Annotated in this window: 19 protein-coding genes and 1 riboswitch; of the genes, 9 read left to right on the forward strand and 10 right to left on the reverse strand. The window is 52.4% G+C overall.

Annotated elements, in window-relative coordinates; translation table 11 throughout:
- The first annotated feature begins 12 nt into the window (after positions 1–12).
- From cspE to rlmA, 3 genes are all read left to right on the forward strand, one after another.
- The gene (cspE, locus tag IB222_RS10140) at positions 13–222 is read left to right on the forward strand and encodes a transcription antiterminator/RNA stability regulator CspE (protein WP_001062678.1); all 210 of its coding nucleotides are present in this window, start codon (positions 13–15) and stop codon (positions 220–222) included.
- Positions 223–441: 219 nt separating this feature from the next.
- Complete coding sequence (ftsI, locus tag IB222_RS10145) at positions 442–2,187, forward strand: peptidoglycan glycosyltransferase FtsI (protein ID WP_003833773.1); 1,746 nt, start codon at positions 442–444, stop codon at positions 2,185–2,187.
- 63 nt (positions 2,188–2,250) lie between these two features.
- On the forward strand, positions 2,251–3,060 hold the full coding sequence (rlmA, locus tag IB222_RS10150; protein WP_148361874.1) for a 23S rRNA (guanine(745)-N(1))-methyltransferase: 810 nt from the start codon (positions 2,251–2,253) through the stop codon (positions 3,058–3,060).
- Here rlmA and mntP read toward each other — a convergent pair.
- The 5 genes from mntP to manX all read right to left on the reverse strand — a co-directional run bounded on the left by mntP (position 3,057) and on the right by manX (position 7,261).
- The gene (gene mntP, locus IB222_RS10155; protein WP_149384882.1) at positions 3,057–3,623 is read right to left on the reverse strand and encodes a manganese efflux pump MntP; all 567 of its coding nucleotides are present in this window, start codon (positions 3,621–3,623) and stop codon (positions 3,057–3,059) included. The genes rlmA and mntP overlap by 4 nt on opposite strands.
- A 130-nt stretch (positions 3,624–3,753) precedes the next feature.
- Positions 3,754–3,858: riboswitch (yybP-ykoY riboswitch) on the reverse strand.
- A 198-nt stretch (positions 3,859–4,056) separates the two neighbouring features.
- Positions 4,057–4,515, reverse strand: a complete 459-nt coding sequence (locus tag IB222_RS10160) for a DUF986 family protein (protein ID WP_003021010.1) — start codon at positions 4,513–4,515, stop codon at positions 4,057–4,059.
- Positions 4,516–4,575: 60 nt separating this feature from the next.
- Entirely contained in the window at positions 4,576–5,427 is an 852-nt protein-coding gene (locus IB222_RS10165) for a PTS mannose transporter subunit IID (RefSeq protein ID WP_003833769.1), read from the reverse strand.
- Positions 5,428–5,439: 12 nt separating this feature from the next.
- Positions 5,440–6,240, reverse strand: coding sequence for a PTS mannose/fructose/sorbose transporter subunit IIC (locus tag IB222_RS10170; protein WP_003021004.1), 801 nt, complete (start codon positions 6,238–6,240; stop codon positions 5,440–5,442).
- Positions 6,241–6,298: 58 nt separating this feature from the next.
- On the reverse strand, positions 6,299–7,261 hold the full coding sequence (manX, locus tag IB222_RS10175; protein WP_003833768.1) for a PTS mannose transporter subunit IIAB: 963 nt from the start codon (positions 7,259–7,261) through the stop codon (positions 6,299–6,301).
- A gap of 459 nt (positions 7,262–7,720) precedes the next feature.
- Here manX and yoaE point away from each other — a divergent pair, with 459 nt between their 5' ends.
- Positions 7,721–9,280, forward strand: a complete 1,560-nt coding sequence (gene yoaE / locus IB222_RS10180) for a CNNM family cation transport protein YoaE (protein WP_008785026.1) — start codon at positions 7,721–7,723, stop codon at positions 9,278–9,280.
- 6 nt (positions 9,281–9,286) lie between these two features.
- On the opposite strand, the gene IB222_RS10185 is transcribed toward yoaE, so the two are convergent.
- From IB222_RS10185 to pabB, 4 genes are all read right to left on the reverse strand, one after another.
- The gene (locus IB222_RS10185) at positions 9,287–10,888 is read right to left on the reverse strand and encodes an EAL domain-containing protein (RefSeq protein WP_008785025.1); all 1,602 of its coding nucleotides are present in this window, start codon (positions 10,886–10,888) and stop codon (positions 9,287–9,289) included.
- A gap of 130 nt (positions 10,889–11,018) precedes the next feature.
- Complete coding sequence (gene sdaA, locus IB222_RS10190) at positions 11,019–12,383, reverse strand: L-serine ammonia-lyase (RefSeq protein ID WP_003833765.1); 1,365 nt, start codon at positions 12,381–12,383, stop codon at positions 11,019–11,021.
- 183 nt (positions 12,384–12,566) lie between these two features.
- Entirely contained in the window at positions 12,567–13,145 is a 579-nt protein-coding gene (locus IB222_RS10195) for a CoA pyrophosphatase (protein WP_149384883.1), read from the reverse strand.
- A 3-nt stretch (positions 13,146–13,148) separates the two neighbouring features.
- Complete coding sequence (gene pabB, locus IB222_RS10200; RefSeq protein WP_003833764.1) at positions 13,149–14,510, reverse strand: aminodeoxychorismate synthase component 1; 1,362 nt, start codon at positions 14,508–14,510, stop codon at positions 13,149–13,151.
- An 83-nt stretch (positions 14,511–14,593) separates the two neighbouring features.
- Between pabB and IB222_RS10205 the strand changes: the two genes are divergently transcribed.
- Positions 14,594–14,773, forward strand: a complete 180-nt coding sequence (locus IB222_RS10205) for a YoaH family protein (RefSeq protein WP_003020986.1) — start codon at positions 14,594–14,596, stop codon at positions 14,771–14,773.
- Positions 14,774–14,779: 6 nt separating this feature from the next.
- Here the strand turns inward: IB222_RS10205 and IB222_RS10210 are convergent, their stop codons facing one another.
- Entirely contained in the window at positions 14,780–15,124 is a 345-nt protein-coding gene (locus IB222_RS10210; RefSeq protein ID WP_003020984.1) for a RidA family protein, read from the reverse strand.
- A gap of 141 nt (positions 15,125–15,265) precedes the next feature.
- Here IB222_RS10210 and IB222_RS10215 point away from each other — a divergent pair, with 141 nt between their 5' ends.
- The 4 genes from IB222_RS10215 to fadD all read left to right on the forward strand — a co-directional run bounded on the left by IB222_RS10215 (position 15,266) and on the right by fadD (position 20,498).
- A complete protein-coding gene (locus tag IB222_RS10215) occupies positions 15,266–17,176 on the forward strand; it encodes an ATP-dependent DNA helicase (RefSeq protein WP_003833760.1) in 1,911 nt (636 codons plus the stop codon).
- Positions 17,177–17,234: 58 nt separating this feature from the next.
- On the forward strand, positions 17,235–17,930 hold the full coding sequence (gene tsaB, locus IB222_RS10220) for a tRNA (adenosine(37)-N6)-threonylcarbamoyltransferase complex dimerization subunit type 1 TsaB (RefSeq protein ID WP_032949466.1): 696 nt from the start codon (positions 17,235–17,237) through the stop codon (positions 17,928–17,930).
- A gap of 93 nt (positions 17,931–18,023) precedes the next feature.
- Positions 18,024–18,608, forward strand: a complete 585-nt coding sequence (locus tag IB222_RS10225; RefSeq protein WP_149281068.1) for a Slp family lipoprotein — start codon at positions 18,024–18,026, stop codon at positions 18,606–18,608.
- A gap of 204 nt (positions 18,609–18,812) precedes the next feature.
- Positions 18,813–20,498 carry a long-chain-fatty-acid--CoA ligase FadD gene (fadD, locus tag IB222_RS10230; protein WP_122973958.1) on the forward strand — a complete coding sequence of 562 codons (1,686 nt, stop codon included), beginning with the start codon at positions 18,813–18,815 and terminating at the stop codon, positions 20,496–20,498.
- The last annotated feature ends 46 nt before the right edge of the window (positions 20,499–20,544 follow it).

The following is a 20,544-nucleotide window of genomic DNA, read 5'->3' on the forward strand; positions in this document are numbered from 1 at the left end:
GGAATTTTGCAAATGGCAAAGATTAAAGGTCAAGTTAAGTGGTTCAACGAGTCTAAAGGTTTTGGTTTCATTACTCCGGCTGATGGCAGCAAAGACGTGTTCGTACACTTCTCCGCTATCCAGGGTAACGGCTTCAAAACTCTGGCTGAAGGCCAGAACGTTGAGTTCGAAATTCAGGACGGCCAGAAAGGTCCGGCTGCTGTTAACGTAACAGCTATCTGATCGACACCACTGATTTGAAGCGCATATGCGCAACCATCTCAGATATAAAGCCTCGCCTATGCGGGGCTTTTTAATTCAAAATACGTCTAAATATTTCTAAATGCCCTTCCATTAGCGCTTTGTTGCAAAGGCGTGATGTTCGTAGCATAGTTTTACCCGCTTTCTTACGACATTTCTCGTTAAATCAGACACCTGAAAAACTATCTTGCTGGAGACCAGGTGAAAAAGAAAAACGACGGCGACGCGCGCAATTTTACTCCCGTACGTTTTGCCCTGCTTTGTGTGGCAATATTATTGAGTCTGGGATTGCTGCTGGGTCGGGTTGCGTGGCTGCAAATTGTCACGCCGACGAGTCTGGTGAAACAGGAAGACATGCGTTCGTTACGTGAGGTAACTATTGCCTCGCCGCGCGGGATGATTACCGATAGAGAAGGGCGACCGCTGGCGGTAAGTGTTCCGGTTAACGCCGTATGGGCCGATCCTAAGACCATCATCAGCAAGGGAGGCGTGGGTTACAACGAACGTTGGCAGGCTCTGGCAAGGACTCTGCATTTGTCACTTAGTACGCTGGCGGAACGCGTTAACAGTAATCCTGGCGGACGTTTTATTTATCTGGCACGACAAATTTCCCCTCAGCAGGCTGAGTGGGTCGATGATCTTAATCTCCCGGGCATCAACCTGCGCGAGGAATCCCGCCGGTTCTATCCCGCAGGCCACGTAGCGGCGAATCTCATTGGTTTTACCAACATTGATGGACAAGGCATTGAAGGGCTGGAAAAGAGCTTTAATAACCAGCTGATGGGTAAACCTGGCTCCCGTCTGGTACGTAAAGACAAATTTGGCCATGTCATCGAAAATATCACCGAAGTTACGCCTGTACCTGCACACGAATTACAGCTCAGCATCGACGAGCGTCTGCAGACGGTCACCGAAGATGCGTTGGACAATGCCGTTACGTGGAATAAAGCGGAATCAGGAGCCGCAGTGCTGGTCAACATTGCTACCGGTGAAATACTGTCCATGGCGAGCTTTCCTGACTTCAACCCCAATAATCGTGATGGCGCGGTACTGGATGATTTTCGTAACCGTGCAATTAGCGATACGTTTGAACCCGGTTCAACCGTTAAACCGCTGGTGATCATGACTGCACTCCAGCAGGGGATAGTACAACCCGACAGCGTGATTGATACCCATCCTTTTTACCTTGATGGACATCGCATTCGCGACGTCGGATTTTACCCGGAACTGTCGCTGACCGGGATTTTACAGAAATCGAGCGATACCGGCGTGTCGCACCTTTCATTGGCTATGCCTGTCCAAAAATTGCTGGATACCTATAAAAGCTTTGGTTTTGGCGACCCAACCGGACTGGGATTAACCGGTGAAAGTAGCGGTTTAATGCCTCAACGCCGCTACTGGAGCGATTTGGATCGCGCGACCTTTGCATTTGGTTATGGATTAATGGTAACGCCGCTGCAGTTGGCGCACGTATATGCAACCATTGGTAGTTTTGGTATCTATCGGCCCCTTTCGATTACCCGTATTGACCCGCCGGTAATCGGTACCCGAGTGATGCCGGAGGCGCTGGTTCACCAGGTTGAACATATGATGGAAAGCGTTGCGTTACCCGGTGGTGGGGGAACTAAAGCCGCGGTCAGAGATTATCGCGTGGCGGTTAAAACAGGAACGGCAAAGAAAATTGGTGATGACGGTAAGTATGTCGATAAATACGTGGCCTACACGGCAGGTGTTGCGCCAGCGAGCGACCCGAAATTCGCATTGGTTGTCGTCATCAATAATCCGCAAAACGGTGCTTATTATGGTGGGGCTGTCTCTGCGCCTGTCTTCAGCCAGATAATGGGTGATGTCCTGCGTCTGGAGAACGTTAAACCGGATGGCATGCCTGCTGACTCCGATCATCTGCTGGTGATGCACGGCAGCAACGTATCCTCGCCGTCGCTGTAAGTTATTTTCCCAGGGCGCAATTCGCGTTACACTTGCGCCCTTAAGTCACCTGCCGGAGTTGTCATGTCGTTTTCCTGTCCTCTTTGCCACCAGCCTCTTACTCAAGCGAATAACAGTTTTGTCTGCCCCGGGCGGCACCAGTTTGACGTGGCGAAAGAAGGGTATGTCAACTTACTGCCGGTTCAGCATAAACGATCGCGCGATCCGGGTGACAGCGCTGAGATGATGCAGGCGCGACGGGCATTTCTTGATGCCGGGCACTATCAACCGTTGCGTGATGCGATTGTGAATGTGCTGAAAGAGAAGTCGACTTCAGAAGATGCAGCGATCCTGGATATTGGCTGTGGGGAAGGGTATTACACCCATGCATTTGCCGACGCGCTGGCGGGCTGTACAACCTTTGGTCTTGACGTCTCCAAAGTGGCAATTAAAGCCGCAGCCAGACGCTATCCGCAGGTGACCTTTTGCGTTGCCTCCAGCCATCGTCTGCCGTTCGCAGACGAGTCAATGGATGCCATCATCAGGATCTATGCGCCCTGTAAAGCGCAAGAGCTGGCTCGCGTGGTTAAACCGGGGGGATGGGTTATCACCGCCACGCCGGGACCGCGTCATTTAATGGAACTGAAAGGGCTGATTTATGATGAGGTGCGTTTGCATGCGCCCCATACTGAGCAACTGGACGGTTTTGTTCTGCAACAGAGTATTGCGCTGGGGTATCAGATGCAGCTTCAGGGCAGCGAGGCCGTTGCCTTACTGCAAATGACGCCGTTCGCCTGGCGGGCAAAGCCGGAAGTGTGGGAAACGTTAGCGGGGAAAACGACGTTTGACTGCCAGACCGACTTTAGTATTCATGTCTGGCAGCGCCTGAATTAACCGTGGAAGTGTGCCCAGAGGATCTGGGCACCGATACCAATCAGTACCACTCCACCCAAAATTTCTGCTCGTTTGCCCAGCATCGGGCCAATGAAACGACCGATCATCATGCCGAGCGTGGACATTATCAATGTGGCGCAGCCGATGGCCAGAGCGGTGGCAATAATGTTGACCTGCAGGAAAGCCAGACCCACCCCGACGGCCATTGCGTCAAGACTGGTGGCAATGGCGGTGGTAACCAGCAGCCAGAAACCATGACGGCGCTGCGGCTCTTCATCTTCATCACCGTTGTCGCGAAAACCTTCGATTATCATTCGCCCGCCTAAAAAGATCAGCAGAATGAAGGCGATCCAGTGGTTCCACTCCAGCACGAATTTGCTGGCCAGCATCCCCATGCCCCAGCCAATCAGTGGCGTAAGTGTTTCAACTGCGCCGAATATCAGACCGGTGCGCAATGCTTCAGAAAATTTGGGTTTATGCAGGGTGGCGCCTTTGCCAATTGATGCGGCGAAAGCATCCATCGACATGCCGAAAGCGAGAAAAACGGTAGCGGTGAGATTCATAACAGCGTCCTGACCGGGGTATCCATAAAACACATCACTGCCCCCAGTAACCATGCACATAAGCTGGAATCACTGTAAATACAGCGCCATTCAAATATGCATTGCAGTTGATGTGCCTATGGTCTCGCCTGACTGAACCTGTAAGTTCAGTCCGTACGCGCCACGTTTTTCAACGAGTATGTTGACACGTACATTTCCGGAGTCTGGAAATCGGCTACTCCCCAACGACGGGCGCAACCTTAACATATTTTGAGAATATAAAACAAGAAACGCAGAAATAATATTTGACTTCTAATTGAAAACGATTTTCATTTAGATTTATTTTTAAATAAAACGTTAAAATAAATAACATTGCGGACAGTGAAATATAGCCTTGGCTATGTTTATTTTTATGCTGATATATAAAAAACATAGTTCAGGCTATATTTATAACTTATTGATTTGAAATTAAAAGTTTATATATTCTCTCAAGATCGTCTATATTTCGTACGCGAATCAACAATCTTCGATGTTCTAATTGCATCACTAATACACCGTCTTCAGATAAATTCATCTCTTTAATGCGGTTATATTCAATCCAGACGTTGGCGAAGAAAAAACCTTTCTGCTTGAAGATGATTTTTGGCGTACGGATCCAGAACAGATACAACCCCATCAATACCAGTGCACATAATAACCATGTGGTAAATTGCGCGCCGTGGCTGGTGATGTTGTTGTAGATAAGAATAGCTACCAAGCCAAGGAAGATAACGCTGTCGACTCTGCTGCGGGGAAGCAGGGCGACAGTAAGCAGAGTAGGGCCATTACGGCGGGGCATGATGAACTGATCGTAAATGGCATACGCCAGCAGCGAAAAGATAAATAGAACCAGCACCAGGTCCGTGATAGTCATGAATCCTCAACCCTCTAAATAGAAAAACCGGGGGCAAGCCCCCGGTGATGTACAACAGTCTTACAGGCCGAGCAGTCCGACAGCGTAGCCCGCGATACCGATGACGAAGAAGCCAACGATGATCCACAGCGGGTTCACTTTCTTACGCAGCAGCCACATACAGGCGAATGTCAGCAGCAGAGGAACCAGACCCGGCATCAGCTGGTCAAGGATAGTCTGCACGGTGGTAACACGAGTCTGACCATCCTGACCGGTGATAGTAGAAACCACCAGTGGGATGTTTACGTGCGTCCACTTGTTAACCAATGCTCCCATGACAAACAGGCCGAGGATTGACGCCCCCTCAGTCAGTTTCTGCAGGAAGCCGCCGCCCATATCTTTAACGATATCGACACCTTTACGGTAGCCATATGCCACACCGTAATAACGGGTTGCCAGACGAACCAGGTTAAACAGGATGAAGAACAGCAGTGGCCCCAGCAGGCTACCGCTCATCGCGATACCTGCGCCGAGTGCGGCGAATACCGGACGAACGGTACCCCAGAAGATCGGGTCACCGACGCCTGCCAGCGGACCCATCAGACCAACTTTGATACCGTTGATGGCACCATCGTCAATCTCTGCGCCGTTTGCACGCTGTTCTTCCATTGCCAGCGTAACGCCCAGTACTGGAGCCGCTACGTACGGATGGGTGTTAAAGAATTCCAGGTGACGCTTAATCGCTTGCTTACGTGCATCGTTGTTTTCCGGGTACAAGCGGCGGATCGCCGGTACCATGGAGAAACAGAAACCCAGCGCCTGCATACGTTCGAAGTTCCATGAACCCTGAAACAGGTTAGAACGAATGAACACGCCACGAATGTCACTCGGAGTGAGTTTTTTCTCGGTGGTAGTTTTAGTCATATCAACCATTTCGCTCACCTGCTAGTCCAGTTCGTTATCGAGATCGTTATTGCCAGCCGCCGCAGCAGGTGCACCGGCTACGCGGTTATATTTCGGGCTCAGCTGAATGTAGAGGATGGCCATGACTGCGCCAATCACACCCAGAGCAACCAGGTTGAAGTTAGTAAATGCCGCGGTGACGAAGCCGAGGTAGAAGAATGGCATCAGATAGCCTGCGCGCATCATGTTGATGACCATCGCATAACCAACCACTACGATCATACCGCCTGCGATGTTCAGACCACCGGTTACGACTTCCGGAATGGCGTTAAGCATGCTCTGAACTTCACTGGTACCAACAGAAATCGCTACGATTACCGCCGGGATAGCGATACGCATAGCCTGCAGGAACAGAGAGGATACGTGCAGCCAGGAGAGCGCCGTCAGGTTACCGTTTTCGGCCGCCTTATCCGCTGCGTGCTGGAATGCTACGGTGATAGTACGAACGATAATGGTCAGTACCTGGCCTGCTGCTGCCAGTGGGATAGCCAGCGCGATACCGGCACCAATGCTTTGGTGACCCGCGATAACCAGAACGGTAGAGATAATTGAGGCCAGCGCGGCATCTGGTGCAACCGCAGCACCGATGTTCATCCAGCCCAGGGCGATCATTTCCAGGGTACCACCGATGATGATACCGGTTTTCATATCCCCGAGAACGGCGCCAATCAGCGTACAGGCCACCAACGGACGGTGGAACTGAAATTCATCGAGTACCGACTCCATACCCGCGATACATGCGACGATGAACACCAGCACAATCTGAAGAGTGGTAATCTCCATTGTACTTCTCCTATTGCTATACAGACTTAAGTGTGAAAACTAAGTAAATGCCAGGGAATTATTTCACCTTGGCAATCAAATCCATCATTTTCAGTTTCTGATCGGTAGAAACCTTACGGGCCTCAAGCTCAATACCGCGTTCGTTGAGTTTCTTGAAGGCTTCGATGTCTTTGTCATCGACAGAAATTGCGTTGTTTACCTGCGTTTTACCCTGACGGAAAGCCATACCGCCAATGTTTACGGAGGTAATTTTCACACCACCTTCAACGATACGTTCTACGTCGGTTGGGTTGGTGAACAACAGCATCACACGCTCACCTGCATATTTCGGGTTGTTGTAGACGCGGATCATTTTCGCGACATCAACCACATGCGCCGTCACACCCGGAGGTGCTACCTGAGTCAGCAGCGTTTTACGCACGGTATCGGCGGCAACTTCATCACTGACGACGATAATGCGCGTTACGTTGGTTTCTTTGGTCCAGCGAGTTGCCACCTGACCATGGATTAAGCGGTCATCAATACGCGCCAGGCCGATCTGCATATAATCGTTCGGCCCCATCGGTTTCGCGGGGGTTGCTGCTTTCGGTGCCGCGACGGGGGCAGGAGCGGCTTTTTCCACCGGTTTCGCTTTCAGCGCTTTCACGCCTTCACTACCGGTTTCAACGGCCAGTGCCACTAATTCATCGAAGCTCGGGTTGTCATCACGCGCCATGAAGGTTTCAACCAGCATGGGAATGTTCACACCGGCGATTACTTCGTAATGCTCTTTATCGACGACAATGCGGCTCGCAGCGTTAAACGGGCTGCCTCCCCATGTGTCAACGAGAAACAGCACGCCTTTACTGGTATCGAGTTTTGCCAACTGAGCGTTGTACTTTTCGATCAGCGTTTCAGCATTTTCGCCTGGAACGAAATCGATCCAGCCGACGTTTTCCTGCTCGCCTAACAGCATCTCTGCCGTCTTAAGTAACTGCTCTGCAGCCCAACCATGTGTGCCTATTACAATAGCAATGGTCACTTGCTACCTCCTTTATTATCGTTAACACATCAACGTGAAGATGTATTTGAATCGTCGTCCGCAATCGAATCGATTCAGATAAGGGTTACAAAGAAAAACCTATGATTTTCGTGAATTATTTTAGATATCGAAAAAAATATTTTATGTGATGAAGATCCGTAATTTAACTTCCGATAAAAAGAAATTTCGAAGGGTAAAATATCTCCGAAACAACTTATTGCAAAGGAAGGTAAATCTTTGCTAAAAACCGGTTGTCTCTGTTATGTTTAGCATCTGTTTAATTACTCAGGAGTATAGGGCAGTAGCCCACCATATGGATCGTCACCGACGTCATTTCACCTTCAGGCCGTATCAAGCCTGTCAGATTGGCACTTTTTGCCACAAATTTTCTCTGCATATCGCTTTAACGCCTGAGATCCTCAGCGCGCAGTTTGGTCATTCCTTAAGCAGGAGCTTGTCATGGAATTATTAATGGACCCGCAGATTTGGGTGGGTTTGCTCACGCTTGTCGTTCTCGAAATTGTTCTGGGTATTGATAACCTGGTCTTCATTGCGATCCTGGCTGATAAGCTGCCGCCGAAACAGCGTGATAAAGCGCGTTTAATCGGTTTGTCACTGGCACTGATTATGCGTCTGGGCTTGTTGTCCGTGATTTCGTGGATGGTGACGCTGACAAAGCCGCTGTTCACGGTAATGGACTATGCGTTCTCGGGGCGCGATCTGATTATGCTGCTGGGGGGTATCTTCCTCTTGTTCAAGGCTACGACAGAGCTGCATGAGCGGCTGGAAAACCGTGAACATGATACCGGGCAGACGAAAGGGTATGCGAGCTTTTGGGTTGTCGTAACGCAGATTGTCATCCTCGATGCGGTGTTCTCGCTGGATGCCGTGATTACGGCGGTCGGCATGGTCAACCATCTGCCAGTGATGATGGCGGCAGTAGTGATTGCCATGGCCGTGATGCTGCTGGCCTCTAAGCCGCTGACACGATTTGTGAACCAACACCCGACGGTGGTGGTGCTGTGTCTGAGCTTCCTGTTGATGATTGGTCTGAGCCTGGTTGCCGAAGGGTTTGGCTTCCATATTCCGAAAGGTTATCTGTATGCGGCGATTGGTTTCTCGATCATCATCGAGCTGTTTAACCAGATTGCCCGTCGTAATTTTATTCGCCACCAGTCGACGCTGCCGCTGCGTGCACGTACTGCCGATGCAATCCTGCGTCTGATGGGCGGTAAACGTCAGGCCAGCGTGCAGATGGAATCCGATAACCCGGTGCCGGTTCCTGTCCCGGAAGGCGCGTTTGTGGAAGAAGAACGCTATATGATCAACGGCGTCCTCTCCCTGGCGTCGCGTTCGTTACGCGGCATTATGACGCCACGTGGTGAAATCAGCTGGGTTGATGCCGACCTGAGCGTGGCGGAAATTCGCGAGCAGTTGCTCTCTTCACCTCACAGCCTGTTCCCGGTGTGTCGTGGCGAACTGGATGAGATCATCGGTATCGTGCGTGCTAAAGAGCTGCTGGTGGCGCTGGAAGACGGTGTGGATGTGGCGGCGATTGCCTCTGCTTCTCCGGCTATTGTTGTTCCGGAGACGCTGGACCCGATCAATCTGTTAGGCGTACTGCGTCGTGCCCGCGGTAGCTTCGTTATCGTCACTAACGAGTTTGGCGTAGTACAGGGTCTGGTCACGCCGCTGGACGTATTAGAAGCCATTGCCGGTGAATTCCCGGATGCCGATGAAACACCTGAAATTATTGCTGATGCAGGTGGTTGGTTGGTCAAAGGCGGTACCGATCTGCATGCGTTGCAACAGGCGCTGGACGTGGATACGTTAGTGAATGAAGACGAAGACATCGCCACGGTGGCAGGTTTAGTCATTGCGGCTAACGGCCATATTCCACGTGTAGGTGATGTTATCGAAGTCGCACCGCTGAGCATTACGATTGTCGAAGCGAATGACTATCGTGTGGATTTAGTTCGCATTGTTAAAGAACAACCCGCTCACGACGAAGACGAGTAACCGGGTTTAGCGAAACGGCATGACGGGCATACTGTGTCGCCCGTTATGTCGGGTGGGCGGCGGCGTGCTGCCCGCCAGCCATTTTGGGAAATCACGCAGCGGCATTGGCTTTGCGTACAAAAAACCTTGCAACAAATGTACGCCGTGTCGGCGCAAATGCTGAGCCTGCGCCTGGGTTTCAACGCCTTCCGCCACCAGTTCTATATTCAATTTTTTCCCCAAAGCGATAATGATGTCTGTGACGGTTGAGTTCACGGCGTCTGTTCCTATGGCCGAAGTAAATGATTTATCGATCTTCAGCACATCCGGGCGTAGTTTTTCCAGCCAGGAGAGCGAGCTGTTACCGGTACCGAAATCATCAATCGCCAGTTTTACGCCAAGCCGATTTAATTCGCGTACGACCCGATAATCCACATCCAGTAACGCATCGCGTTCGGTCAGTTCGATAACCAACTGCTGGATTGGGTGCTGGCTGAACCAGTACTGATTAAGATCTTTTAGCAGCGTGCCGTTACGAAAATGGCTGGCGGCGACATTAATCCCAATATGAAACTGACTGCTCATCGGGAAAACGTGTCTTTGCTGAATGGTTTCTGCGATGACATGACGGGTTAGCGGCACAATCAGGTTGTGCTCCTCAGCGATGGGAATAAACACTTCCGGAGAGATCCAACCCTGGCGTGGGTTATTCCAGCGTAGAAGAATCTCCACGCCCATGCATTGCTGGGTTTGCGCATTAAGCAGCGGCTGGCAAAATAGCTCGAATTCCCGAGCAGCAAGGGCCAGATTAATCTCCCAGGAAAAACTCATTCTGCTGGCGGTCGCCAGCCATGCCAGGTAACCCACTAATAAACTTAGGATCACCGCCAGCGGCAGCTGTGTTGGCAGATGTTTAATCGCCAGTTCACTGGGACCGGGGCCGGTGACGCTAATGGTAAACGGGAAATGTTGAGATGACAGCTGGTAGCGTTTTTCATCATTTAGCTTAGGCAGAGTATCGACCACACCTTGATCATACAGTAGATGCCGATTACCAACGGTTAAGCTGGCATCGGTGATCTGCGGCGGCTGGGGTTCAAGCAACATAGACGACAATAAATCAATATTGACGATTTCCAGCACGCCATCTTCACCATCAGCAGAGGACGGGTACCACTGCGTCAAAATCGGACTCCCTTTAATCAGCGAATGGTCAGTAGACAGCAGCAGTTGCGGTTCCCGGCTGGGTAATTCGGGCTGTAGTTGACGAATGGGGACATTGCGATACCCAAAAATGCTGGAGCAATAGAGGATCCCGCTTTGAATCAGATTAATAGAACGCACCGTTTGCAGTCTTGCGGCATGTTTGCTTAAGGGTAAACGCGCCACTGAGCAGGGGAGGCCAATTAACGGCAGCAATACATCACGTCCGGTCTGCAAGGGTAAAAGCACGTCATCCAGTTCTTCTACAGCATGGTTGGCAAAGGTGACGATATTTCGGTGATTTAAATTACGCTCCGAAATAAATCGGACAGTTAATGTGAGGATGAGCGTCAGTAGTGCACATACTGTGCAGACGATTAAGCGATTCCGGCGATAATTTTTAATGATCCGTTGTGCTGTTTGCATGCGGGCCGCCCGATAAGCCGTTGGTCACAGAAGCCAACAGCAACAGAGCAAGTGTAGTGGGGAAAATTACAGTAGACGAGGGAGAGGGGGCAAATTCGCCCATCCGTCGCAGATGGGCGAAAATTAAGTATTAGTCACATTGAACTTTGATTGCCAGGCCACCGCGTGACGTTTCGCGGTATTTGGCGTTCATGTCTTTACCTGTTTCGTACATGGTCTCAATGACTTTATCCAGCGAGACGCGCGGCGCGCTGGTACGGCGCATTGCCATACGCGCAGCGTTGATCGCCTTCACTGAAGCAATGGCGTTACGCTCAATGCACGGAACCTGTACCTGACCGGCAACCGGATCGCAGGTTAAGCCGAGGTTATGTTCCATGCCGATTTCGGCAGCAACACACACCTGCTCAGGGCTCGCGCCCAACAGTTCAGCCAGACCAGCGGCAGCCATGGAGCAGGCTACGCCCACTTCACCCTGACAACCTACTTCTGCACCAGAGATTGAGGCGTTCATTTTGTACAACGCGCCAATTGCACCGGCCGCCAGGAAATAGCGGGTATAGATATCCGGGCTGACGGACTCGATGAAATGATCGTAATAGGCCAGTACCGCAGGCACGATACCGCAGGCACCGTTGGTTGGCGCTGTCACTACGCGACCGCCTGCGGCGTTTTCTTCGTTAACGGCCAGCGCGAACATGTTAACCCAGTCGATCACGTTCATCGGATCGTTGGACAGCTTATCGCTGGAAACCAGCATACGACGCAGAGCTGAAGCACGACGAGGAACGCGCAGCGGACCCGGCAACACACCTTCGGTGTTCATGCCACGATCGATACAGGCCTGCATGGTTTGCCAGACGTGGCCAAAGTACTCTTCAATCTCTTTTTTGCTGTGCAGAGCAAGTTCGTTCTGCATCGCCATGCCAGAGAGAGACAGGCCGGTGCTGTTGCAGTACTCCAGCATTTCAGTCGCGGATTTGAACGGATAAGGCACGCTGACCTCGCCCGCGGCATCCTGACCAAAATGTTCTTCATCAACGATGAATCCACCGCCGATTGAGTAGTAGGTTTTGCTATAAATGACGGTTTCGCCATTGTACGCATGGATCTGCATTCCGTTTTCATGCAGCGGCAGGTTGCCGTTGTGAAAACGCATCCCGTCATTCTGCGGGAAATCCACTTCGTGCTGACCCTGCGCAAGCAGCAGGCGTCCACGCGTTTCTACGTCGCGGATAAATCCGGGGATGCTATCAATATCCACGGTAGCAGGCTCATTGCCTGCCAGACCCATAATAATGGCGATATCGGTGTGGTGACCTTTACCCGTGAGCGACAGTGAACCATACACGTCGACGGCGACACGAGTAACGCTGTCCAGTAATCCTTTTTCGACCAGGTCATCGACGAACTGTTTACCCGCCTTCATAGGCCCTACGGTATGGGAAGATGAGGGACCAATCCCCACCTTAAACATGTCGAATAGACTAATCACGATAATACTCCTACAGGGCGACTGGGCTTTCCAGTAACGATGTTATAACTGCGCATAGTGTAAGAGGGAACGCGGCGATCGGCTTAACTATTCACATGAATTAAACTAATAGATAACCGCGGTTTTACTAATGTTGTGACCTGAGTTTCAAGTTGTCTATGGCGCGCGTAAAGATAAGTATAGTCAGGGCTTGACGCCAATTTGCAGCGCCAGCTCACGAATTATTCCGGCAGTCATTCCCCAGACGAAATATTGCTCATACCAGGAAAGCCATACGCGATGTGAATCGCCACGACGGTAAATATCCAACGGGTGGTAACGACCTAAATGCAGGGCCTGGGCCAGCGGCATTTCGAACACTGCTGAAACTTCATCTTCACTGGCGCGATACGGCAGATTAGGTGGGATAATGCCTACCACTGGGGTGACCTGGAAACCGGTCACGCTGTCGACCGGTGGCAGAACGCCGATCACTTCTACGCATGAAGGTGGGATCGCCACCTCCTCCTGTGCCTCGCGAAGGGCGGCGGCAATTAACGAGGCATCACTGCTATCCACCGCCCCACCGGGGAAGGCGACCTGTCCGGCGTGCTTGCGTAGGTGAACGGAACGCTGGGTTAACAACAACCCCGGCTGTGGACGACGCACGACGGGGATCAGTACGGCGGCCTGGCGCAGGTTTAACGCGGCATGATTGACCTGCGGGCGCAGGAGTTGAAAGCGCGATAAGAAATCATCAAGCGTCAGGCTGCTGTATTCCACGTCTCAGTTCTCCAGTTGGTGCAAAATACGATTCACTTTATCAAATGTTTCCTGATATTCAGCGTCTTCCTGACTGTCCGCCACTATGCCGCCGCCAGCGGAACAATAAATTTGCCCGTTTGTGGCTGTCAGCGTGCGAATGGTGATGCTGGTATCCATATTGCCGCAAAAACTCAGATAACCGATGCTGCCACACCAGGCATTACGTCTTTGTGGCTCCAGTTCGTCAATAATTTCCATCGCCCGCACTTTCGGCGCACCGGTAATAGAGCCGCCGGGGAAGGCTGCGCGTAGCAGATCGGTGGCGTGTAATGACTCTGGCAGACGTGCGGTAATGGTGCTGACCAAATGATGAACGGCAGGGAACGGTTCTACGACAAACAGCTCCGGAACCTGTACCGAACCCGGTACGGCAACGCGGCCAATATCATTACGCATCAAATCGACGATCATCAGGTTCTCCGCACGATCCTTCGGCGAATTCGCCAGCCGCCGGGCCTGCTCACGATCGGCATCGGCATCTTCAAGCCTGGGCAACGTACCTTTAATAGGACGCGTCTGGATATGCTGATTCTCCAGCAGAATAAAACGTTCCGGCGAAAGACTGAGGATAACGCCTTCCTCAAGACGAATAAACGCGCTGAACGGGGCGCGGTTAGCGTGATTGAGTTTGACGAATGCCTGCCACTCATCCCCCTCGTAATGCGCTTGAAAACGCTGCGCGAGGTTGACCTGGTAACAATCGCCGCTGTGCAGATAGCCCTGCACCTGGCGGAATTTTTCGCCGTACCGGGCGCGGCTCATATTGGACTGCCACGCCGAGGTCAATGTAAACGGCTCACGCGTTGGCGGTTGTTGCGCATCGAGCCACTTCAGGCGAGCCTCGACATCGGTATGGCTGAGCAGGGATACAGTCTGCAACTGGTGATCGACAATCAGCGCCCAGTCGTAAATGCCAACGGCCATATCCGGTAGCGTAATATCGCGCTCAGCAATAGTCGGCAGAGATTCAAAGCGTCGGCCAAGGTCGTAGCCAAACAGACCTAACGCGCCGCCCTGAAACGGCAGATCCGGGTGATACTCGGGGTGAATCTTGTGTGCAGCTAGCGCGGAATGTAATACCGTCATTGGATCATCAAGCGAGCGCGTGATTGCGTGCCCGTTCTGCACTACGGTCTCTTCAGCGCGTGTAACCAACGTGGTGACGGGGTCCGCCACCAGAATATCAAAGCGGTTATGCGGATGGTCGGCTTGACCTGAATGCAACAGCATCGCCCAGGGCAGATGGCTTAATGTCGAAAAATAGCGTTCAGCGGCGTCCTGACGCCAGGGTAATGTGATTACTGCGGGAGATAACGTCTTCATCAGTCCTGACTCGTTGCTACTCTACTGGCTAACTGCCCGGTAGCATGAAATAATTAGCGCAGACAATTTAGCAGGAGTTAACAATGTTTGCAGGTTTACCTTCACTCAGTCATGAGCAGCAGCAAAAAGCGGTAGAGCGTATTCAGGAGCTGATGTCACAGGGGATGAGCAGCGGACAAGCCATTGCTCTGGTTGCTGAAGAGTTACGCGCCAGTCATACCGGTGAGCGGATCGTGGCGCGTTTTGAAGATGAAGACGAATAACGCCGCTTAAACTGCAGCGATTATCTTAATCTCAACTTTGTATTTCGGGTTCATCAATCCGGCCTGAACGGTACAACGTACCGGCGCGTGGCCAGCAACGACCCACGCGTCCCAGGCTTTGTTCATGGCGGCAAAATCGTTTTTGTCTGCCAAAAACAGGGTGGCATCAAGAATACGTGACTTGTTGCTGCCTTGTTTTTCCAGCACCGCATCAATTTGTGCCAGCGTATTTGCCGTCTGCTCAAAGGCGTCTGCATCCAGATTTTCCGGCACGCCGGTGTAATACAGCGTGTTGTTGTGGATTACCACGTCGGACCAACGCGCTTCGGCATCAATGCGCACAATCGTCATAAATCATTCCTCGTTTACGTTTTTTCATAATAGCTTTGGGTTGCGCCAAGACTGCCATAATGTTGTGCCCACGTCACCTCTTCAACTGGCGAAAGACCCGCTGGCCTGACATAATCCCTGTTCAAATGAACAGGGGGCAGTGTGACGGACGATTTTGCAGCAGACGGTCAGTTGGCTAAAGCGATACCGGGTTTTAAACCGCGAGAACCACAGCGGCAGATGGCCATCGCCGTCAGTCATGCCATCGAAAAATCACAACCGCTGGTGGTAGAAGCCGGAACCGGAACGGGTAAAACCTACGCTTATCTTGCCCCAGCGCTGCGTGCCGGAAAGAAGGTCATTGTCTCCACGGGCTCGAAGGCGTTGCAGGATCAGCTATACAGCCGCGACCTCCCGACTGTCGCTAAAGCACTGAAGTTCACCGGTAAACTGGCGCTGCTGAAAGGGCGTTCAAACTATCTGTGCCTCGAACGTCTCGAACAGCAGGCGCTGGCGGGTGGCGACTTGCCGGTACAAACGTTAAGCGACGTCATTCTGCTGCGCTCCTGGTCAAATCAAACCCTTGATGGGGACATCAGCACCTGCGTCAGCGTGGCGGAAGACTCGCAGGCCTGGCCGCTGGTGACCAGCACTAATGACAACTGTCTGGGCAGCGACTGCCCGCTGTATAAAGAGTGTTTTGTCGTTAAAGCGCGTAAAAAAGCGATGGATGCGGATGTCGTCGTGGTTAACCATCATCTGTTTCTCGCCGATATGGTGGTAAAAGAGAGCGGGTTTGGCGAACTGATCCCGGAAGCTGATGTGATGATCTTCGATGAAGCGCATCAGTTACCGGATATCGCCAGCCAGTACTTTGGTCAATCGCTCTCCAGTCGCCAGCTGTTAGACCTGGCGAAAGACATCACCATTGCCTATCGCACCGAGCTGAAAGACACTCAGCAGCTGCAAAAGTGCGCCGATCGCCTTGCACAAAGCGCTCAGGACTTCCGCTTGCAGCTTGGTGAGCCGGGTTATCGCGGAAACCTGCGGGAACTGCTGGCCGACCAGCGCGTACAGCGCGCGTTTTTGCTGCTCGATGACACGTTGGAGCTGTGTTATGACGTGGCGAAGCTGTCTCTCGGGCGTTCGGCGTTGCTGGATGCCGCGTTTGAGCGCGCCACGCTTTATCGTGCGCGTCTGAAGCGCCTGAAAGAGATCAACCAGCCAGGCTTCAGCTACTGGTATGAATGCACCTCCCGCCATTTCACCCTCGCGCTGACGCCGCTTACGGTGGCGGATAAATTCAAAGAAGTGATGGAACAAAAGCCGGGCTGCTGGATTTTTACTTCCGCGACGCTGTCGGTAAACGATGACCTTCATCATTTCACTGCACGACTGGGTATTGAAGATGCCGAGTCGATGCTGCTGCCGAGCCCTTTTGATTACACGCGCCAGGCGCTGCTGTGCGTACCGCGTAATCTCCCGCAAACCAACCAGCCGGGGGCTGCGCGTCAGCTGGCATCCATGCTGCGACCTATTATCGAAGCGAACAACGGTCGCTGTTTTATGCTGTGCACTTCGCACGCGATGATGCGCGATCTGGCGGAACAATTCCGCGCTACTATGACGCTTCCCGTACTGCTGCAGGGCGAAACCAGCAAAGGACAACTGCTACAGCAGTTTGTCAGCGCAGGTAATGCGCTACTGGTTGCCACCAGCAGCTTCTGGGAAGGCGTGGACGTGCGCGGCGATACCCTGTCGCTGGTGATAATCGATAAACTGCCGTTTACCTCGCCGGACGACCCGCTGTTAAAAGCCCGAATGGAGGATTGTCGACTGCGCGGCGGCGATCCGTTTGAAGACGTCCAGTTGCCGGATGCGGTAATCACCCTGAAGCAGGGGGTAGGGCGTCTGATACGTGATGCTGACGATCGCGGCGTGCTGGTGATTTGCGACAATCGTCTGGTTATGCGGCCATACGGCGCCACCTTCCTGGCGAGTCTGCCACCTGCTCCACGGACGCGTGACATTGCTCGCGCGGTTCGCTTTCTTGCCATACCAACGGCTGAGTAATTTGTTACGGAGTGTGGTAAGATGCGCGCCAAATTTATTGATCTGATCACAAACACCCATGCGAATTCTGGCTATCGATACCGCCACAGAGGCGTGCTCTGTTGCCCTGTGGAATGACGGTACTATCAAGGCTCACTTTGAGCTTTGCCCACGAGAACACACCCAACGAATTTTACCGATGGTTCAGGAAATCCTGGCCGCTGGCGATCTCACGTTAACCGATATCGACGCCCTGGCGTTTGGTCGCGGTCCCGGCAGTTTCACCGGCGTGCGTATCGGTATTGGCATTGCTCAGGGGCTGGCGTTAGGCGCAAACTTACCGATGATCGGCGTCTCCACCCTGGCGACCATGGCGCAGGGCGCCTGGCGTAAGTCGGGCGCGACTCGCGTACTGGCGGCGATTGACGCGCGAATGGGCGAAGTCTACTGGGCCGAATATCAGCGTGATGACAACGGTAACTGGCACGGTGAAGAAACCGAAGCGGTGTTAACCCCCGAGCAGGTACATGAGCGTTTACTGCAGCTGTCTGGAGAGTGGGTAACTGTCGGGACGGGGTGGCCGGCCTGGCCTGAGCTTGGTAAAGACAGCGGTCTGACGCTCAGCGATGGTGACGTGCTGCTTCCTGCGGCTGAAGATATGCTGCCTGTCGCCACGCAAATGCTGGCTGCGGGTAAGACCGTAGCGGTCGAACACGCTGAACCGGTTTATTTACGTAACACCGTGGCGTGGAAGAAACTTCCCGGTAAAGAATGAATCTTAGTAGTAGAACCCCGGCTAAGACCTACAGTCGTCAGTGAACAGCATTGTGAACAGGCCGGGCAGAAGCTAAGAAAAGGGAGTCACAATATGGCGGTGCAAAAGCAGTTAATAAAGGGTGTGTTGGCGGGGGCCTTAGCGTTAATGCTTAGCGGCTGCGTCACCATTCCGGATGCGATTAAAGGTTCGAGCCCGACGCCGCAGCAGGATCTGGTGCGGGTGATGAATGCGCCGCAGCTGTATGTCGGACAGGAGGCGCGTTTCGGCGGCAAAGTGGTGGATATTCAGAACCAGCAGGGAAAATCCCGTCTGGAAATTGCCACCGTTCCGCTCGATAGTGGTGCGCGTCCAGTGCTGGGTGAAGCCTCTCGCGGGCGGATATATGCTGATGTAAATGGCTTCCTCGACCCGGTGGATTTTCGCGGGCAACTGGTCACCGTCGTCGGTCCGATTAGCGGTACGGTGGACGGAAAAATCGGTAATACGCCGTATAAATTCATGCTGATGCAGGTAACCGGTTATAAACGCTGGCATATTACTCAGCAGATTATCATGCCGCCTCAGCCTATCGACCCCTGGTTCTACGGTGCGCGTGGCTGGCCTTACGGTGGCTACGGCGGATGGGGCTGGTACAATCCCGGCCCGGCACAGGTTCAGACCATAGTAACAGAGTAACTCTTTGTTTTATTGGTAAAAGAAACAGCGGCTCGTCCGCTGTTTCTGCATTAACGTGGATATAAGAAAAATAAATAGTGACGTGCTTCGCAACCTTGTCGTTGTGTAATAAACAAACTGGTACGCTGAGTTAATATTATGTTAACAGTTTGTTTATTGCCTGGGGTTGTGATGACGACGAATACGCATTTTAGAGGTGATGTATTGAAAAAGGTTTGGCTTAACCGTTATCCCGCTGGTGTTCCTGCGGAGATCAATCCTGACCGTTATCAATCCCTGGTGGAACTCTTTGAACACTCAGTAAGACGGTATGCCGATCAGCCCGCGTTTGTAAACATGGGGGAGGTGATGACCTTCCGCAAGCTTGAAGAGCGGAGCCGGGCATTTGCGGCCTATTTACAACAAGGCCTGGGGCTGAAAAAGGGCGATCGCGTCGCGCTGATGATGCCGAACCTGCTGCAATATCCGGTCGCACTGTTTGGGATTTTACGTGCCGGCATGATCGTCGTGAACGTTAACCCGCTTTACACGCCTCGCGAGCTGGAACATCAGCTCAACGATAGCGGCGCGTCGGCGATTGTCATCGTATCTAACTTTGCTCATACGCTGGAAAAGGTGGTCGACAAAACGTCTGTGCAACACGTGATCCTGACGCGTATGGGCGATCAGCTGTCGACCGCCAAAGGAACGCTGGTTAACTTTGTCGTCAAGTATATCAAACGGCTGGTGCCGAAATATAACCTGCCGGATGCCATCTCGTTTCGCAGTGCGCTGCAAAACGGTTACCGCATGCAGTATGTGAAACCCGAAGTGGTGTCGGAAGATCTGGCGTTCCTGCAATATACCGGCGGGACAACCGGCGTGGCGAAAGGCGCGATGCTCACGCACCGCAACATGCTGGCTAACCTTGAGCAGGTTCATGCTACCTACGGTCCGTTGCTGCATCCGGGTAAAGAATTGGTGGTGACGGCGTTACCGCTGTATCACATTTTTGCGCTAACGATGAACTGTCTGCTGTTTATTGAGCTAGGCGGTCAAAACCTGCTGATTACTAACCCGCGTGATATTCCGGGGTTGGTAAAAGAGCTGGCGAAGTATCCGTTTACCGCGATGACCGGCGTCAATACGCTGTTTAACGCGCTGCTGAATAACAAAGAGTTCCAGCAACTGGACTTCTCGTCACTGCATCTCTCGGCAGGTGGCGGAATGCCGGTTCAACAAGCGGTAGCTGAACGCTGGGTGAAGCTGACGGGGCAGTATCTTCTGGAAGGTTATGGCCTGACGGAGTGCGCCCCGCTGGTGAGTGTTAACCCTCACGATATTGACTACCACAGCGGAAGTATCGGTTTACCGGTTCCCTCCACTGAGGTCAAGCTGGTGGACGACGACGACAACGAAGTGCCACCGGGAGAACCGGGTGAGCTGTGTGTGAAAGGTCCACAGGTGATGCTGGGCTACTGGCAGCGACCAGACGCCACTGACGAAATCATCAAAGACGGCTGGTTGCACACTGGCGATATTGCGGTGATGGATGACGAAGGCTTTCTGCGTATTGTCGATCGTAAGAAAGATATGATCCTGGTGTCCGGCTTTAACGTCTACCCTAATGAAATTGAAGACGTGGTTATGCAACACCCTGGCGTGCAGGAAGTGGCTGCGGTTGGCGTTCCGTCTGGCAGCAGCGGTGAGGCAGTGAAAATTTTCGTGGTGAAGAAAGACGCCTCGTTAACCGATGAAGCGCTGGTCACTTTCTGTCGTCGTCACCTGACGGGCTATAAAGTACCGAAGCTGGTGGAGTTTCGCGATGAGTTGCCGAAATCTAACGTCGGTAAAATTTTGCGACGAGAATTACGTGACGAAGCGCGCGCCAAAGTGGACAATAAAGGCTGAGCGTTAAGTCAGCCAGTAGAAAACGCCGGGTAATCCGGCGTTTTTT

The sequence above is a fragment of the Citrobacter sp. C13 genome (assembly GCF_014596815.2).
Taxonomy (GTDB): Bacteria; Pseudomonadota; Gammaproteobacteria; order Enterobacterales; family Enterobacteriaceae; genus Citrobacter; species Citrobacter portucalensis.

Excerpts from the sequence above, each read along its gene's own strand:
- cspE (WP_001062678.1), top strand. The coding sequence starts at position 13 with ATGGCAAAGATTAAAGGTCAAGTTAAGTGGTTCAACGAGTCTAAAGGT.
- rlmA (WP_148361874.1), top strand. The coding sequence starts at position 2,251 with ATGTCGTTTTCCTGTCCTCTTTGCCACCAGCCTCTTACTCAAGCGAAT.
- mntP (WP_149384882.1), bottom strand. The coding sequence starts at position 3,623 with ATGAATCTCACCGCTACCGTTTTTCTCGCTTTCGGCATGTCGATGGAT.
- IB222_RS10160 (WP_003021010.1), bottom strand. The coding sequence starts at position 4,515 with ATGACTATCACGGACCTGGTGCTGGTTCTATTTATCTTTTCGCTGCTG.
- IB222_RS10165 (WP_003833769.1), bottom strand. The coding sequence starts at position 5,427 with ATGGTTGATATGACTAAAACTACCACCGAGAAAAAACTCACTCCGAGT.
- IB222_RS10170 (WP_003021004.1), bottom strand. The coding sequence starts at position 6,240 with ATGGAGATTACCACTCTTCAGATTGTGCTGGTGTTCATCGTCGCATGT.
- yoaE (WP_008785026.1), top strand. The coding sequence starts at position 7,721 with ATGGAATTATTAATGGACCCGCAGATTTGGGTGGGTTTGCTCACGCTT.
- IB222_RS10185 (WP_008785025.1), bottom strand. The coding sequence starts at position 10,888 with ATGCAAACAGCACAACGGATCATTAAAAATTATCGCCGGAATCGCTTA.
- pabB (WP_003833764.1), bottom strand. The coding sequence starts at position 14,510 with ATGAAGACGTTATCTCCCGCAGTAATCACATTACCCTGGCGTCAGGAC.
- IB222_RS10205 (WP_003020986.1), top strand. The coding sequence starts at position 14,594 with ATGTTTGCAGGTTTACCTTCACTCAGTCATGAGCAGCAGCAAAAAGCG.
- IB222_RS10210 (WP_003020984.1), bottom strand. The coding sequence starts at position 15,124 with ATGACGATTGTGCGCATTGATGCCGAAGCGCGTTGGTCCGACGTGGTA.
- tsaB (WP_032949466.1), top strand. The coding sequence starts at position 17,235 with ATGCGAATTCTGGCTATCGATACCGCCACAGAGGCGTGCTCTGTTGCC.
- IB222_RS10225 (WP_149281068.1), top strand. The coding sequence starts at position 18,024 with ATGGCGGTGCAAAAGCAGTTAATAAAGGGTGTGTTGGCGGGGGCCTTA.